Below are 14,525 nucleotides of genomic sequence, written 5' to 3'. Positions count from 1 at the left end.
CTCCCAGTTGTCCTGTGCGTACCGACGACCCCGGCTAAACCGGAATGCGAGCCTCAGATCTCTTTTCGCATCTGATCAAGCAGCCGTTTTCCACTGATGGTCAGCTCGGCGGCACCCTCCAGCGTATCGAGGGCCTGCGGTACACCCTCCAGATAGCTCGGCTCGAAAGCCCCCAACGCCATCCGCTCATAGGTGTCGGCCAGCAGCCGGGAAAACGGAACTGGTTCTTCCTGCCAGGGCATCCGATGTTCCCAGGAGCCGTCCGCCGCGTAAAGATCCGTGACATCGCAAAGCGCCCGCAATTCGGCCCGCCGGAAGCCCCGCAGCAGCGCGAACGCCAACTCCTCCGCGCTGCCGTCCGGGGAGATCCCCAGAGCCCCGTATCCGTGCCGCCCGACGGCGGGCTCCGCCGGGGCCAGACGGGTCAGCGGTGTGAGGGTGGTGAGACGGCCCGCCATCTCCCCGGTACGACCGGGCGCCTTCGCCTCGATCAGCGTCCACGCCTCGCCGGTCCTGGCCTCCAGGTCGGCGGCGGCCCGGTCGTCGAGGGCGTCCGCGGCGGGCACGGAGAAGCATGTGCGGTACGGGTCGAGGTCGTCGAGCACGAGGCCGGGCGTCGAACCGGGCGTCGCGAGCCGGCGCAGCGGCCGCCAGCCGGGACCGGCCGCCTCCGGCCGTACGACCCGCAGTTCGGCCGCGTCACTCCCTTCCTGCCGGACCAGGAAGCCGTCCTCGGTTGCCCGCACCAGCGCCGTGCCGTGCTCCCCCGCATCCGCGATCCGCAACTCGCCGAGACCGGGCAGGAAGATCCTGCCGCCCGAGAAGGTCACCCGTACGGGCAGGTCGAGGCCGCCCCGTACGGCGGCGGCCGCGAGATACACCGGCATCCGACGCGCCACCTGCATGGCCCCCGGCCGCTCCTGGGCCAGCTCCATCGCGTACAGCAGCCAGCTGCGGGTGTAGGGGTGGGCCAGCACCTCGTCCAGACCGCGGGCCCCTTCCTCGGACGCGTCGATGGTGGCGGCCAGTTCCCAGACGGCCGCCCACCGCTCGCCGCCGCGCCGTCCGATGTCGGCGTTCAGCCGGGCGAGCAGGGTGCGGGTGAGGTCCTGCTGGGCGGCGAGCAGCTCGACGGGCTCGACCACCGCGGGTGCGACAAGGGCCGCTGCGCTGCGTGCCTCGATGCCACGCACCAGGGCCTCCAGATCGGCGCAGTACACGGACGGGTTGTCGAATGCGCCGGACGGCCCCGTGGAGCGGTACCGGTGGGTGTAGAGGCCGCCTCCGCACGAACGTACGACCGGGCATCGCCGGCAGGTCTCGCTGACGCCGGCCAGTCCGAGCTGGCGGGCCCGCACCCCGGGATGGGCCGCGACCTCGTCGAAGGTGTGGGTGAAGACATCGAATCCGGTGGCCGCCGCGCCCTCGTAGGCGCTCTTGAGCGAGTCGACCTGCTCCAGCTGGCCGTCGGTCTCGACGACGACGAGGTCGGTGGGGGCGAGCCCCAGGGACTCGGTGAGGCTGGGGCCGCCGCTCAGCGTGGACAGCACCGAGGAGAAGAGCCGTACCGGAACCGGGCGCCCCTGCTCCTGCCAGCGGTCGAAGACCGCGAGGAGCCAGTCGGCGTAGGCGGTGGGTGAGCCGTCCGGGCGGGGCGGCGGCTCGTCCCAGGTGGCGTGCGGAAGCAGGAAGTCGATGAGCGGCGGGTCGAGCTCGGTGAGAGCGTCGAGGACCGCGCGTGGGTCGTTCTCGATGTCGACGGTGCACAGGAGCCCGAGGTTGAGATGGCGGTAGCGCTCCTGCTGGAGCAGCTCGACGGCCTTGAGGACCAGGGGGTGGCTGCTGCGTCCGTCGGCGTAGCGGCGGTGCCGGTCATTGGCGGCCCGGTCGCCGTCCAGGGAGATGCCGACCTTGACGTCGAACTCGTCGAAGAGGTCGAGATAGCGCGGGCTGAGCTGGAGTCCGTTGGTATGGATACGGAGGTCGAGCTCCGCGATGCCTTCGAAGGCGGAGGTGAGCTCTTCGCAGACGCGCCGCAATCGGGCGGGGCCCGCCAGTAGAGGCTCCCCTCCGTGCAGGATCACTGACACGGAGGGCAGTGCATGTGTCTTGGCATGCTCGGCCAAGCGTTGAGCAGTCCGGAAGATGGCATCATCAGAGATTGTTTTCGGCCGGGTTCGCCAGCTCTGATCTGCATGTTCATAGACATAGCAATGGTCACAGGCAAGATCGCACCTGCTGTGAACCTTGAGAACGACTTCGCGGAAAGGGACCAGGGGTCCTGTCATTCCACCAGTCTAGCCAGCCCGAAGGGGTGCTCGGGGCATTGGTTCGGAGTGCCGAGGCGTCGGTTCAGAGTGCCGAGGCGTCGGTTTCAGAGTGCCGAGTTGAAGGTCGATGCCTGGGTGGGGCGACCGGCTGACGCGGCATGCACACGACCGAGCTTCCGGGCCGCAGCAGTGCCGCGGACATCGATCTCGGCGAGCGGCACACGGTTCCTCTTCGCAACAGCGAAGGAGAGGGAGGATTCAGAGGTCTTCACGGCCGTCCTTGAGGGGGTTTGTTCCGATGGAATGGTTCCAGACAGGAATGCAGCAACGGTATCTGCACCATTGCAGTGTCTGGCGGCACGACTTTACTCTCATGACCTCCGTTGGCAACCGAGGGCGCCCACTTGGAACAAAAGCGTCATGTGGGACCGTCCCGGATCGAACGGAACCACCGATTCCACCATTGAGGTGACGACATAACCGCAGACGGGAGTGAACATGACGGCGATTCCCGGACCGCTGCAGAGCATGGTGTTCAGGAACGCCGACCTGCCGGCGCTGTTCCATCACACGGACGCGATCGCCATCGCAAGCCAGCGGGAGGCCGTGAACACCACCCGCGTCCAACTGATTCTACTGGTCATCGGCGCGATGCCGGCCGCGGTGCCCTGGCACCTGGAGATAGCTGACACGTTTCAACTCGCCGATGCCGTCGGCGCGTTGGCCTATGCGGGTGTCCTGATCACGATGTACCTCACCGCCCAGCGCAAAGCAAAGTCGCAATGGCAACTCAACCGCTCGGCAGCAGAGTTCATCAAGTCGATGTGCTGGCGTTACTCGGTGCACGGCTCGCCTTTCGACACCACCACCCAGCACCCCGAGGCGGTGTTCGCGAATCGTCTCGAAGAAGGCCTTCAGGAGCTCCGGAAGGTGGGGTGGACCGACCCTCGCGACCTGACGGCGGATTCGGGCGGGCTGATAACGGACTCCATGCGCGAGTTGCGGAACAAGGCATTCACCGTGCGCAAGGAGACGTATGTACGGGACCGGCTGATCGAGCAGCGCAGTTGGTACCGCAGACGTCAGGAGGTGTCCCGACGGGGCACGCTCGTCTGGTCGACCACCATTGCCGTACTGGCGGGTCTCGCCCTGGTGTTCGCGCTGCTGCGGACGTTCTCCGTCACCCAGTCGTTCGCCCTGACGGGGGTGCTGTCGGCTGCCGCGGCAGCCTGTCTGGCGTGGAGCGAGATGCGCCGCCACCACCCGCTGATCTCGGCCCACTCACTGGTGGAGCAGGATCTGGAGGCGATGCAGGTGGCGATGGAGACCACACTGACCGAGCGTCAGTGGCCGCGGGCGGTTTTCGAGACCGAGCGCATCGTCTCCCCGCAGCACACCGACTGGCTTGCCAGGCATCAGATGTGATGGATATTCAGTCCCGGCGGACGCGCGGTCGTATACGAGGACGGCGGCGGGAAACGGTCAGGTGCGCTCCACGCCCTCGCGCCAGATCACGGTGACCGGGCGGCCCAGGCTGCGGGCGTACGTCACGATGTCGCCCGTGCCGCCGAAGCCCCGGGCCGGCCTTCCGTCCCACACGGCGAGCAGCCGGTCGCAGTGGTCGGCGATGTACGCGCCAGCCGCGTAGTACGCCTCGTCGGTGGAGTGCGGGTAGTCCAGCCGGACTTCCCGGACCGCCCGGTCCTTGAGGGCCCGGTAGCGGGCGAGTTCGGCTGCGTCGGCGAAGCAGGATTCGTAGTCGCCGCTGGGGATGACCACGGTCAGATCCGCACCGCGGGCCAGGGCGAGGTCTGCGAAGAGCTGATCCGCCCCCACGGCCAGGCTGGAGAGGGCCTCCAAGGAGCCCTCGAAGCCGCAGAGCGCCGCCTGTAACCCGGCCAGCACATGGGCATGGGCCTCCCGCGGAATGCTGCGATGGCCGGTCACTCCGATGCGTTTCACGGACCTGGAACCCCCTGAGGTGTCTGCCGGGGGTTCCCGGAGGGCATCCCTCCGGAAGGCACAGCATCCGCCCCCGTTTGCTCCTGCATGACCGACCTGCCCCACATCCTCTCAAAAGCCGCGGGGTGAACGGGAGCCCCCGCCCAGGATTCGGGCGAGGGCTCCGTCTCGGCCGACCGCCTGTTCGAAGGCCGGACCGGGGTGCCTGGCGTCAGTAGACGCTGACCCCGTACGCGCTGAGCGCCTCGGTGACCGGCTGGAAGAACGTCGTACCGCCAAAGGAGCAGTTGCCGCTGCCGCCCGAGGTGAGACCGATCGCCTTGGAGCCGGAGTAGAGCGGACCGCCTGAGTCGCCGGGCTCCGCACAGACGTTGGTCTGGATCATGCCGTAGACGATGTCTCCACCGCCGTAGTTGACCGTGGCGTTGAGGCCTGTGACGGTGCCGCTGTGGATGCCGGTGGTGGAGCCCCGGCGGGTGACCGACATGCCGACCGTGGCGTTGGCCGCACTGGTGATGTCGACGCTGCCGACGGTGCCCGGGTGGGCGAGCGAGGTGTTGTCGTAGCGCACCAGGCCGTAGTCGTTGGTCGGGAAGCTGGATCCGACCGTCGGGCCGATGCTGGTCGAGTTGGAGGAGCTGGTGTACCAGGGCGGGTTGCCGTCGGTGCAGTGACCGGCGGTCAGGAAGTAGTAGGTGCTGCCGCTGCGGACGTTGAAGCCGAGGGAGCAGCGCCAGCCGGGGGCGTAGATCGCGTCGCCGCCGGAGAGCAGCTTGCTGAGCTTTCCGGGGGTGCGCTCGATCCGCAGGGCGCCGGCGTTGGCTCCGGCGGACTGCTTGATCTGCTTGATCTCGGCCTGCGAGACCGTGCTGTCCGCGGTGACCACAAGGGTGTTGGTCGCCGGGTCGATGCTCCAGGCGGTCCCCGCCACATCGACGCCGAGCACCGCGTCGCTCGCGGCGGAGAGCTGCTTGGCGCTGAACGTTGTGGTGGTGTCGGCCTGGGCGGAGGGGACGGCGAGTGCGGCGACGGCGACAAGGCCTGCGGCGATGGCGACAGCCCTGCTGCGTCTCGCGGTACCGCTGAGGGGGGTGGTGCGCTTGATCCTCACTTTTCATTCCTCCCGAGGGGAAGTCGGGGGTCCGCCTGTGGGGTGGCCGGACCCGTGAGGCGCAGTCGTTCGCACGGCATGCCCATAGCGCGGAATGCCGTGTTCCTGACAAGCGCTGTCCGGGAGTATTCAAGGCGTCAACTTCTGGCGCAAGAGGGCCTTCTGGCCTGAACTTGGCGGGCCGCACAGGCGTCCCCGGCAGCACATGGGCTGCCGGGGACGTCGTCCCGAGGGGATATGGCGGTGCGTCAGCCGTCGACGCGGTTCCGCTCCCCCGCCTCGACGGCGATGGGAAGGGTGTTGCCGGGCGGCGGGAAGGGACAGATGAAGTGGTCCGCGAAGGCGCAGGGCGGCAGCAGCGCACGGTTGAGGTCGACCGTCACGCTGCCGTCCTCGGACGGGGCCGCGGGCCGCAGGAACCGGAAGCGATAGCTGCTGTTTCCGCTGGTGGCATCTGCGAAGACCGCCCAGAGCGAGCCATCGGGCTCGACCGCGACCTGCAGGGTGTGCTCCGTGCCGTCGGCCTCGAAGGCGATCTCGCCGGCGAGTCCGAGGCCGCGCTCGACTCCGTCGGCGTTCTCGACCCGGACCGTACGGGCGCTCTCGTACGGGCGGAAGGTGCCCGGCAGCGCCCAACGGGCGTCGTACGAGGTGGCCTCGATGCCCCCGAAGGCGCGCCGCGCCACGGAGTCCGGGTCGAAGTCCCGCACCGCCCAGAGCCCTTCGCGGCTCAGCACGACGAGCCGCCGCTCGCCGTGTGCGACGCGGGACTCGCCGATCGGGCCGCGGTCGGCGGTGAGGCGGACCCGGCCGGTGAAGGGCTTGCCGTCGACGGTCAGACCGTCAGCGGCGGCGGCGCTGAGCACCAGCTCCTCGCCGTCCTCCCGCCACTGTCCGGGCACCCCTGGAATGTGACCCTCCGGGTAATCGGAGAGCCAGTGGGTGCCGGTGAGGGAGAGCGGTCCGTACGGTGCGGCAACCGTGGCGGTGCGCTCCTCGTGCCAGTGCTTCCAGTCCTGTGCCGCCTGCCCGGAATCGTGCGGCTGCTGTGCGTCCGTGCTCATGCGATCAACCCTTCCATACCGGCTCGGAGAGCCCGAGATGCGACCGCAGTGTGGGACCCGTGTACTCGGAGCGGAATGCACCGCGCTCCTGGAGGAGCGGGACGACCCGGTCGACGAAGTCGTCCAGGCCGCCCGGGGTGAGATGCGGTACGAGAATGAATCCGTCGGCGGCATCGGCGTCGACGAACTCCGTCAGCTGCGCCGCGACCGTCTGCGGGCTGCCGATGAAGGACTGCCGGCCGGTCGTCTCGATGACGGTCTGCCGGATGGACAGCCCCTTCTCCTTCGACAGCGCACGCCGGCGCGCCGCGACGGCGAGGGGGTCGCCGTGCTTGACCCGGCCCTGGACCAGCGAGGACTCGGGGTCCGGGTCGATCTCGGGAAGCGGTCCGTCGGGGTCGTACGAGGAGAGGTCACGGCCCCAGATCTGTTCCAGGGCCAGGAGCGCGTTCTGCGGGGAGAATTGCTGGAGGCGGATCTCGGCCGCCCTCTCCTGGGCCTCGGCATCGCTGTCGCCGAGTACGAAGGTGACCCCGGGCATGATCTTCAGCTCGTCGGCTTCCCGGCCGTACTTGGCCAGCCGCGCCTTGACGTCGGCGTAGAAGGTACGGCCGGCCTCCAGGGTGCCGTGCCGGGTGAAGATGACATCGGCGGCGGACGCGGCGAACTCGCGGCCCTCCGGGGAGTCCCCGGCCTGGATGACGATCGGATGGCCCTGCGGGGAGCGCGGGACGGTGAATTCGCCCTCGATGCCGAAGTGCTGCCCCTGGTGCGTGAAGGGGCGCGGGGTGCCGTCGGGTGTCCAGGTGTCCCACAGTTCGCGGGCGGTGGCGACGAACTCGGCGGCCCGGGCGTACCGATCGGCCCGGTCGAGATAGCCGCCGCGCCGGAAGTTCTCTCCGGTGAAGGCGTCCGAGGAGGTGACGACGTTCCAGGCGGCCCGGCCGTCGCTGAGGTGGTCGAGAGTGGCGAGGCGGCGGGCCAGTTCGTACGGCTCGTTGAAGGTGGTGTTGACGGTGGCGGCGAGGCCCAGCCGGTCCGTGACGGACGCCAGCGCGGCCAGCACAGTGAGGGATTCGGGGCGGCCGACCACGTCCAGGTCGTGGATCCGCCCGTTGTGCTCGCGCAGCCGCAGCCCTTCGGCGAGGAAGAAGAAGTCGAACTTGCCGCGTTCCGCCGTGCGGGCGAGGTGTTCGAAGGAGGAGAAGTCGATCTGGCTCCTGGAACGGGGGTCCGCCCAGACGGTCGTGTTGTTCACACCCGGAAAGTGGGCGGCGAGATGCATCTGCCTCGATGCGGTGCTCATGCTCGTCCCCCTTCGAGGGCGTACCGGTTGGCGGGGCGGGCCAGCCCCAGGTGCTCGCGCAGGGTGCCGCCGGGGTGGAAGGTGCGGAATTGGCTGCGGTGCTGGAGCAGGGCCACGGTGCCGTTGACGATCCGTTCGAGGTCACGCCCGGGGGTGATGGGCGTGAGGTGGAAGCCGTCCGCCGCTCCCCCGCGGTGCCACTGGTTGATCAGTTCGGCGAGGTCGACGGGTCCGCCCCGGTAGTAGGAGCCACCGGCGGCGAGCGGGGGCCCGCTCTCCAGTCCCGGTTCCGGGGCGGTTTCGGCGTCGCCGAGGTCGACGGTGAACGCGACCAGGACCCGGAGGGTGTCGGGGTCGCGTCCGTACGCCGCGGCGCGCCGGCGCAGATCGGTGCGGATCGCGGCGGCCTGTTCGGGGGCGATGGCACGGACGAGGACGACATCGGCGTGGCGGGCCGCGGTCTCGCGGGCCGGGCCGCCCGCTGCGTCGACGACGGTGACCGGGTGTCCCTGCGGGGGCCGGGGCACGATGGCCGGGCCGCGGACCGTGAAGGAGGCGCCCTCGAAGTCGACGTGGTGCAGCTTGTCGCGGTCGATGAAGCGTCCCGTGGCGACGTCCCGGATCTCGGCGTCGTCCTCCCAGCTGTCCCAGAGCCGGGCGCTCACGTCGGCGGCTTCACCGGCCTCGCGCCACAGATCGTCGGCGGGCGCAGCCGGACGCCGGCCGAACAGCCTGGCCTCGGCCTCGGTCGTCGACACATCGATATTCCAGCCCGCCCGGCCGCGGCTCACCCAGTCCAGGGTGGCCACGGCGGACGACACATGGAACGGCTCCGTGTGGGTGGTGGTGACGGTCGGCACCAGACCGATCCGGTCGGTGGCGGGCGCGACCCGGGAGAGCACGGCGAGTGCGTCGAGGCCGGGCCTGGCGAACGAGTCGCCGAGGGTGACGAAGTCCAGGGCGCCGCGCTCGGCGAGCCGGGCGAGGCCGATGTAGTGCTCGGGGGCGTAGTGGGGCGGACCACCGATCTCGGCGGCCAGGTGAAGAGGTGCGGTCGAAGGCATGGGTGTTACCTCTCGGGGCTCAGTTCTTGGGCTTGGGCAGGCCGGGCGGGTTGATCTCGGACTTCGCGACAGCCTCGTCAAAGAGCCCCCAGCGCTTCAGCACCTTGGCGTACGAACCGTCCTGCACGACGTGGTCGATGGCGGCCGCATACGCCTCGACCAGACCGCTGCCCTTCTTCGTGGTGGCGGCGATCTTGCCCTGGAGCCCGTCGCCCGCACCCGACAGCGTGCCGACGATCTCGGACTGGCCGGCCGATGCGACGTGGTAGTTGGCGGACGGGCTGGGGCCGAGGTAGGCGTCGATACGGCCGGACTGGAGGGCCAGGTAGTAGTCGGTGTCCTTCTGGAAGTACTTGATGTCCACCGGCTTGCGCCCGGCCTTGACGTTCTGCTCGCTCCAGTCGACGAGGATCTTCTCCTGGTTGGTCCCGGACGAGACGGCGATCGTCCTCCCCGCCACGTCCTTCGGCTCCTTCACCTTCCAGCCGGAGCCCTTCCTGGCCTCGAAGGCGATGTTGTCGAGCCGGTAGGTCGCGAAGTCGTACTTCTCCTTGCGCTCCTCGGTGACGGTGACGTTCGAAAGCACTCCGTCGAACTTGGAACTGTCGAGACCGATGAAGAGGTTCTCCCAGGAGACCTGCTCGAACTGCGGCTTCAGACCGAGCGTGTCGGCGATCAGGGTCGCCATGTCGGTCTCCGAGCCGATCCGGGTCTTGTCGTCGGTCGCGTAGAAGCCCAGCGGTGGCGAGGCATCGGCGCTCGCGCCCAGCCGCAGCGTGCCCCGCTTGCGGACGGCCTCGGGCACCTTCGCCGCGATGGCATCGACCTTCGTGCCTCTGATCCGGTGCTGGTCGGGACCGATATTGATACCGGTGCCCTGCTGCCCCTTCGGCTTCACCTCACTGGTGGCGGCGTCACCGGCACCGCAGGCCGTGAGCAGTCCTGCGGCGGTGAGGGTGGCGAGTGCGGCGGAAAGGGTGCGGCGGACGGACACGTGCGTACTCCTTGAAAAGAACACTGGAGGGAACATGGGTGGGGTCACAGAACCTTGGAGAGGAAGGCGCGGGTGCGCTCGTGCTCCGGACGGTCGAGTACGTCGCCGGGGGCGCCCTGCTCGACGATCCGTCCCTCGTCCATGAAGACGACGGTGTCGGCGACCTCGCGGGCGAAACCGATCTCGTGCGTGACGACGATCATCGTGGTGCCCTGGAGCGCCAAGTCCTTGATGACGTCGAGGACTTCGCCGACCAGCTCGGGGTCGAGCGCCGAGGTCGGCTCGTCGAAGAGCAGCAGCTTCGGTTCGAGGGCCAGCGCGCGGGCGATGGCGACCCGCTGCTGCTGCCCGCCGGAGAGCTGCTTGGGGTACGCCCTCGCCTTGTCGGCGAGCCCGACCCGGGCGAGGAGCTTCTCCGCTGCGGCGACGGCGTCCTTCTTCGGGCGGCCGAGGGCGGCGACCGGGGCCTCGATGATGTTCTCCAGCACGGTGAGGTGCGGGAAGAGATTGAAGTTCTGGAAGACGAAGCCGATCCGGGTGCGCTGTCGCAGGACCTCGCGCTCACGGAGCTCGTACAGCTTGTTTCCGTCCCTGCGGTAGCCGACGAGGGTGCCGTCGACGCTGATCCAGCCGTTGTCGACCTTCTCCAGGTGGTTGATGGTGCGCAGGAGTGTGGACTTGCCGGAGCCGGAAGGGCCGAGGACGACGGCCACCTCTCCGGTACGCACGGACAGGTCGATGCCGCGCAGCACTTCGAGGCTGCCGAAGCGCTTGTGGACGGAGCGGATCTCGACCATGGCGTCCGTGGATCCGGTGGTGTCGGTGGTGGTGCTGCTCATCGCGCGGCCCCCTTGGCGTAGTGACGTTCGACGTAGTGCTGGAGGACGGAGAGCACGGTGGTCAGGAGGATGTACCAGACCGTCGCGACCATCAGCAGGGGCACGACCCTGCCGTTGCGTCCGTAGACGACCTGGACCTGGTAGAAGAGTTCGCCGATCGCCATCACGGAGACGATCGAGGTGCCCTTGAAGAGCGAGATGATCTCGTTGGCGGCGGTCGGCAGGATGGAGCGCATCGCCTGCGGGAGCACGATCCGCCGCAGCTGCCGGTGCCGGGGAATCCCGAGCGCGGCGGCGGCCTCCAACTGGCCGCCGTCCACCGCCAGTACACCGCCGCGGACGATCTCCGCCGCATAGGCGGCCTGGTGCAGCGCCAGTCCTAGGACGGCCGCGCTCATCGCGCCGACCAGGTGCATCGTGTCGAAGGAGAAGAAGCCGGGCCCGAACGGGATGCCGAACTGCAACTCCTTGTAGAGATAGGCGAGGTTGAACCAGAAGAGCAGCTGGACGATGAGCGGGATGGAGCGGAACGCCCAGATGTACGCGTAGGCGACCGCGCTGAGGAACGGGCTGGCCGACAGCCGCATGAAGGCGAGGACGATGCCCAGCGCGAAACCGAGGACCGTGCCGTAGAAGGTCAGCTGGAGGGTGACCCAGACGGCCTTGAGGACGGTCTCGGCGGTGAAGAACTGGACGAAGACGTCCCACTCCCAGCCGGGATTGGTGAGCAGGCCGTGCAGGAACTGGGCGAGTACGACGGTGGTCGCGGCGACGGCGACCCAGCGCCAGGGGTGGCGTACGGGGACGACGGTGAGCGCGTCGTGGTCGGCGGCGGTGGACGCGACGACATGTGGTCCTGTCGCCTTGCCGATGGGTGGATCGCTGATGAGCGACATGAGGGGTCCTCGAACTGCAGGTGTACGGGGGTGGGGTGGGGCTTTGCGCGGAGCCGGGGTCAGGCGCCGAGGGGGCCGTCGCTACAGGCGAGGTCCCGGAGGAAGGTGAGCGCCGTGCGCGCGGTGGCGTCGTTCTGCCGGAAGGCCGGGCCGCCGGTGCGCGGCCGGGTGAACGCTCCGCCGGCGCGCGCGGTGGTGAACGGGCCGAGCGCGAAGCGGCGCGGGTGCGGACGGCCGTCGCGGCCCAGGATCCGGCCGTTGTCGGGGTCGACCGAAAGCAGTCCGGTGTCGGTGGCGGCGGCCCCGTCCTCGTACAGCTCCTGGAGCAGTGGGCTGCGGGTGCGTTCCAGCGAGGGGTCCGGCAGCCGGGCCTCGACCAGGGCGCGGGCCTCGATCCGCTGCCCGGGCACGGTGGCGCTGCCGGCCCGGAAGACGCCATGGTGTTCATCGGCCTCGACGGTCATTCCGGCGCCGAGGAAGCGGACGACACCGGCCCGGGAGAGCGCGAGGAGCTGGTGCAGCCGGGGGCCCGGCGGGCCGGAGGCGAGATAGCTGAAGAAGCCGTGCCACCAGCCGCCGATGTCACCGAGCCGGATCAACTGCCCGTAGGCGGACAGCAGTCCGAGGAAGACGGCGAGGTCCGGGCTGTGGGCGGGGTCGTGGCGGCGTTCCAGGTCGGCGGCGATGTAGCCCCGCAGCCCCTCCTGCAGTGCGTCGTACGAGGGGTAGCGCACCCCGTCCAGGGGGTGGTCGAGCGCTTCCAGGTCGAGCCGGTCGGCGGGGTCGGGGACGGCGGCCGATACGAGGGCGTGCAGCTCGGGGCCGGCCGGGTCCGCGGCGGCGTACTTCGCCTCGAAATCGGGCCAGTCGCCCGTCGTGCGCTCGGGGTGGGCGGTGAAGAGCCGGTGGTAGTGGGCGTAGCCGAGCTCCTTGTCGACATGTGGCCACACATCGCGCCGGAAGTCGACCGGCTCGTCCGTCTTCAGCAGCGCCTCGGTCCGGTCGGGGCCGAGGAAGCACGGCAGCGGCGGCCGTTCGCCCTGCCAGGCGTAGCCGATCTTGGAGTGGTACGGGACACCCCGGCGCGATCCGATGTGGAGCACGGGTTCCCTGCCGGACGGCACGTACTCACCGTTCTCGTACCGTCCGCCGCGGCCCTCGGTGAGCAGCACCATCAGATCGACGAAGGCGAGTCCGAAGCCCCGGACTATGACCGGTTCGCCCGCGGGCAGGCCGGTCAGATCGGTGTCCGCGGTGAAGTCGGGCGGCAGGTGGACGAGTCCGTGCCGGTCCGCGAAGTCCGCCAACTCGACTTGCTCCGGCTCCGGTTCGGCGTCGAGGTGGCCGATGGTGACGGCGACGAGATCGGCGGGGATCGGCTTGTCGCGCCCCTCCAGCCAGACGCGCTGACGGCCTTCGCGCGGCCCGGTGACGCGCACGGCCCTGCCGCTGTGCCAGTGGACCGTGATGCCCTTCGGGAGTGCGGCCACCGCCTGCTCGTACACCCAGCGCAGATAGACGCTCTGCAGTCGTCTGCTCGGGAAGTCGCTTCCCTCCAACGCCTTTATCTCGGCGAGGAGTTCGGGCTCGATTCCGGCCTCGTCCGGGAGCGCGAGACGTCCGTCCCGGATGTCCGCCGCCCAGGTATGGAGCGCGGGCCCCGGGCGTATCGGCCCTTCCTGCTGGACCGTTTCGTCGGTGAACATCGTGACGTCCTCGGCCATGGAGTTCATCCAGAGCAGCGGCGACTGGTCGCGCCGCCAGATCCGTCCGCCGCCCGGCGGGTACGGGTCGACGAGATGGATGTCCAGCGGGCGGCCCTCGTACAAGCCGGGGGCGTTGGCGGTGATGCGCTCGATGAGGCCGGTGCCGCGTGGCCCGGCGCCGATGACGACGAGCGTCGGTGACCGGCTCATCGGGCACCTGCCGTGCCGCGCGCGTAGTGCCGCTCGATGTAGTGCTGGCCGATGCCGAGCAGCGAGGTGACGACGGCGTACCAGATGGTGGCGACCAGCAGCAGCGGGATGACCTGGTAGGTGCGGTGGTACACGAGCTGCACCGAGTACAGCAGGTCCTGCACGGCGATGATGCTGACGATGGAGGTGCCCTTGAGGGTGCCGATCAGCATGTTCCCGGCGGGCGGGACGATGGAGCGCATCGCCTGCGGCAGCACGATCCGGCGGAGCCGGCGCCAGGGTCCGAGGCCGAGCGACTGGGCGGCCTCGATCTGTCCGCGTTCGACGGAGAGGATGCCGCCGCGGACGACTTCGGCGGCGTACGCGGCCTCGTGCAGGGTGAGCCCGATGACGGCGACCGTGACGGGGCCGAGAAGGTTCACTGTACGGACGCCGAGGATCTCCGGGTAGAGCGCGCCGATGTTGAACCAGAACAGCAGCTGGACCAGGATCGGGGTGGATCTGAAGAGCCAGACATATCCCCAACTGACCGCTTGCAGAACGCGGTTGCCGGAGAGTCTGAGGACGGCGAGCAGCGTGCCGAGGGCGAAGCCGAGCACCATGACCAGTGCCGTGAGCCAGAGGGTGAGGCCGAGGCCGCGCAGGACTGCGGTGGTGGTGAAGTAGTCGGCGACGACATCCCATTGGAAGGCTTCGTTGCGGATGACGGAGTTCAGCGCCAGGGCGAGGAGCGCCAGGGCGGCAACGGCCGCCGCCCACTGCCCTGTCCGGCGTACCGGGACGATCCGGAGCCGGTCGGCATCATTGCTCTTCGTGAGCGGGGCGGGGGGAGGCGGAGGGCGGGTATCTGTCTGCGCGGACATGCGAAGGCTCCGTGGATGCAGAGATCGAACACGGGGCGTGCCTTCAGCAGAAACACAACGTGGACCGGGCCCCTCAGCACCGATCCGCTTCCGAGGTAAGCGCTGTTCACTGCGTGCTGTCAAGCTTGTCCACACTGTGAGTCGTACGTCTCAGTTCAGTTGACGGACCACTGGATGCCTGTTCCACTTGGGCCATGCATTCGCAGCAGTGGCTGGTCAAGCGCTCCCACATCGACTTCG

At 69.2% G+C, this 14,525-nt stretch carries 13 protein-coding genes; 1 reads left to right on the top strand and 12 read right to left on the bottom strand.

Going from position 1 to position 14,525, the window contains the following annotated elements:
• Window positions 1–53: 53 nt before the first annotated feature.
• Entirely contained in the window at window positions 54–2,288 is a 2,235-nt protein-coding gene (gene fxsBH, locus NRF20_RS34735) for a radical SAM/SPASM protein FxsBH, inactivated beta-hydroxylase extension form (RefSeq protein ID WP_398629185.1), read from the bottom strand.
• Window positions 2,289–2,374: 86 nt separating this feature from the next.
• On the bottom strand, window positions 2,375–2,542 hold the full coding sequence (fxsA, locus tag NRF20_RS34730; RefSeq protein WP_093893801.1) for an FxSxx-COOH cyclophane-containing RiPP peptide: 168 nt from the start codon (window positions 2,540–2,542) through the stop codon (window positions 2,375–2,377).
• Between the two features lie 226 nt (window positions 2,543–2,768).
• On the opposite strand from fxsA, the gene NRF20_RS34725 reads away from it, so the two are divergent.
• Entirely contained in the window at window positions 2,769–3,695 is a 927-nt protein-coding gene (locus NRF20_RS34725; RefSeq protein ID WP_398629186.1) for a DUF4231 domain-containing protein, read from the top strand.
• Between the two features lie 57 nt (window positions 3,696–3,752).
• Here the strand turns inward: NRF20_RS34725 and NRF20_RS34720 are convergent, their stop codons facing one another.
• The 10 genes from NRF20_RS34720 to NRF20_RS34675 all read right to left on the bottom strand — a co-directional run bounded on the left by NRF20_RS34720 (window position 3,753) and on the right by NRF20_RS34675 (window position 14,285).
• Window positions 3,753–4,232 carry a hypothetical protein gene (locus NRF20_RS34720; RefSeq protein WP_093893800.1) on the bottom strand — a complete coding sequence of 160 codons (480 nt, stop codon included), beginning with the start codon at window positions 4,230–4,232 and terminating at the stop codon, window positions 3,753–3,755.
• A 211-nt stretch (window positions 4,233–4,443) separates the two neighbouring features.
• Window positions 4,444–5,343: a S1 family peptidase gene (locus NRF20_RS34715; RefSeq protein WP_398629187.1), complete on the bottom strand. Its 900-nt coding sequence runs from the start codon at window positions 5,341–5,343 to the stop codon at window positions 4,444–4,446.
• Between the two features lie 248 nt (window positions 5,344–5,591).
• A complete protein-coding gene (locus tag NRF20_RS34710) occupies window positions 5,592–6,407 on the bottom strand; it encodes a DUF1684 domain-containing protein (protein ID WP_398629188.1) in 816 nt (271 codons plus the stop codon).
• A gap of 4 nt (window positions 6,408–6,411) precedes the next feature.
• Window positions 6,412–7,692 carry an NtaA/DmoA family FMN-dependent monooxygenase gene (locus NRF20_RS34705; protein ID WP_398629242.1) on the bottom strand — a complete coding sequence of 427 codons (1,281 nt, stop codon included), beginning with the start codon at window positions 7,690–7,692 and terminating at the stop codon, window positions 6,412–6,414.
• 17 nt (window positions 7,693–7,709) lie between these two features.
• The gene (locus NRF20_RS34700; RefSeq protein WP_398629189.1) at window positions 7,710–8,777 is read right to left on the bottom strand and encodes an LLM class flavin-dependent oxidoreductase; all 1,068 of its coding nucleotides are present in this window, start codon (window positions 8,775–8,777) and stop codon (window positions 7,710–7,712) included.
• A 19-nt stretch (window positions 8,778–8,796) separates the two neighbouring features.
• Complete coding sequence (locus NRF20_RS34695; protein ID WP_398629190.1) at window positions 8,797–9,771, bottom strand: ABC transporter substrate-binding protein; 975 nt, start codon at window positions 9,769–9,771, stop codon at window positions 8,797–8,799.
• 44 nt (window positions 9,772–9,815) lie between these two features.
• Window positions 9,816–10,568, bottom strand: coding sequence for an amino acid ABC transporter ATP-binding protein (locus NRF20_RS34690; RefSeq protein WP_398629243.1), 753 nt, complete (start codon window positions 10,566–10,568; stop codon window positions 9,816–9,818).
• A 38-nt stretch (window positions 10,569–10,606) separates the two neighbouring features.
• On the bottom strand, window positions 10,607–11,506 hold the full coding sequence (locus NRF20_RS34685) for an amino acid ABC transporter permease (RefSeq protein ID WP_398629191.1): 900 nt from the start codon (window positions 11,504–11,506) through the stop codon (window positions 10,607–10,609).
• Between the two features lie 59 nt (window positions 11,507–11,565).
• Complete coding sequence (locus NRF20_RS34680) at window positions 11,566–13,422, bottom strand: FAD/NAD(P)-binding protein (protein WP_398629192.1); 1,857 nt, start codon at window positions 13,420–13,422, stop codon at window positions 11,566–11,568.
• Entirely contained in the window at window positions 13,419–14,285 is an 867-nt protein-coding gene (locus NRF20_RS34675; protein WP_398629193.1) for an amino acid ABC transporter permease, read from the bottom strand. The genes NRF20_RS34680 and NRF20_RS34675 overlap by 4 nt, the downstream gene beginning before the upstream one ends.
• Window positions 14,286–14,525: the final 240 nt, after the last annotated feature.

Origin of the sequence: Streptomyces sp. R-74717, assembly GCF_047305335.1 — a bacterium.
Classification (GTDB): Bacteria; Actinomycetota; Actinomycetes; order Streptomycetales; family Streptomycetaceae; genus Streptomyces; species Streptomyces atratus.
Note: the sequence above shows the minus strand (reverse complement) of the source record. Positions and strands in the feature narration are given on the sequence as shown.

Coding starts and splice junctions, on each gene's coding strand:
- fxsBH (WP_398629185.1), bottom strand. CDS start 2,288: ATGACAGGACCCCTGGTCCCTTTCCGCGAAGTCGTTCTCAAGGTTCAC.
- NRF20_RS34725 (WP_398629186.1), top strand. CDS start 2,769: ATGACGGCGATTCCCGGACCGCTGCAGAGCATGGTGTTCAGGAACGCC.
- NRF20_RS34710 (WP_398629188.1), bottom strand. CDS start 6,407: ATGAGCACGGACGCACAGCAGCCGCACGATTCCGGGCAGGCGGCACAG.
- NRF20_RS34705 (WP_398629242.1), bottom strand. CDS start 7,692: ATGCATCTCGCCGCCCACTTTCCGGGTGTGAACAACACGACCGTCTGG.
- NRF20_RS34700 (WP_398629189.1), bottom strand. CDS start 8,777: ATGCCTTCGACCGCACCTCTTCACCTGGCCGCCGAGATCGGTGGTCCG.
- NRF20_RS34690 (WP_398629243.1), bottom strand. CDS start 10,568: ATGGTCGAGATCCGCTCCGTCCACAAGCGCTTCGGCAGCCTCGAAGTG.
- NRF20_RS34685 (WP_398629191.1), bottom strand. CDS start 11,506: ATGTCGCTCATCAGCGATCCACCCATCGGCAAGGCGACAGGACCACAT.
- NRF20_RS34680 (WP_398629192.1), bottom strand. CDS start 13,422: ATGAGCCGGTCACCGACGCTCGTCGTCATCGGCGCCGGGCCACGCGGC.
- NRF20_RS34675 (WP_398629193.1), bottom strand. CDS start 14,285: ATGTCCGCGCAGACAGATACCCGCCCTCCGCCTCCCCCCGCCCCGCTC.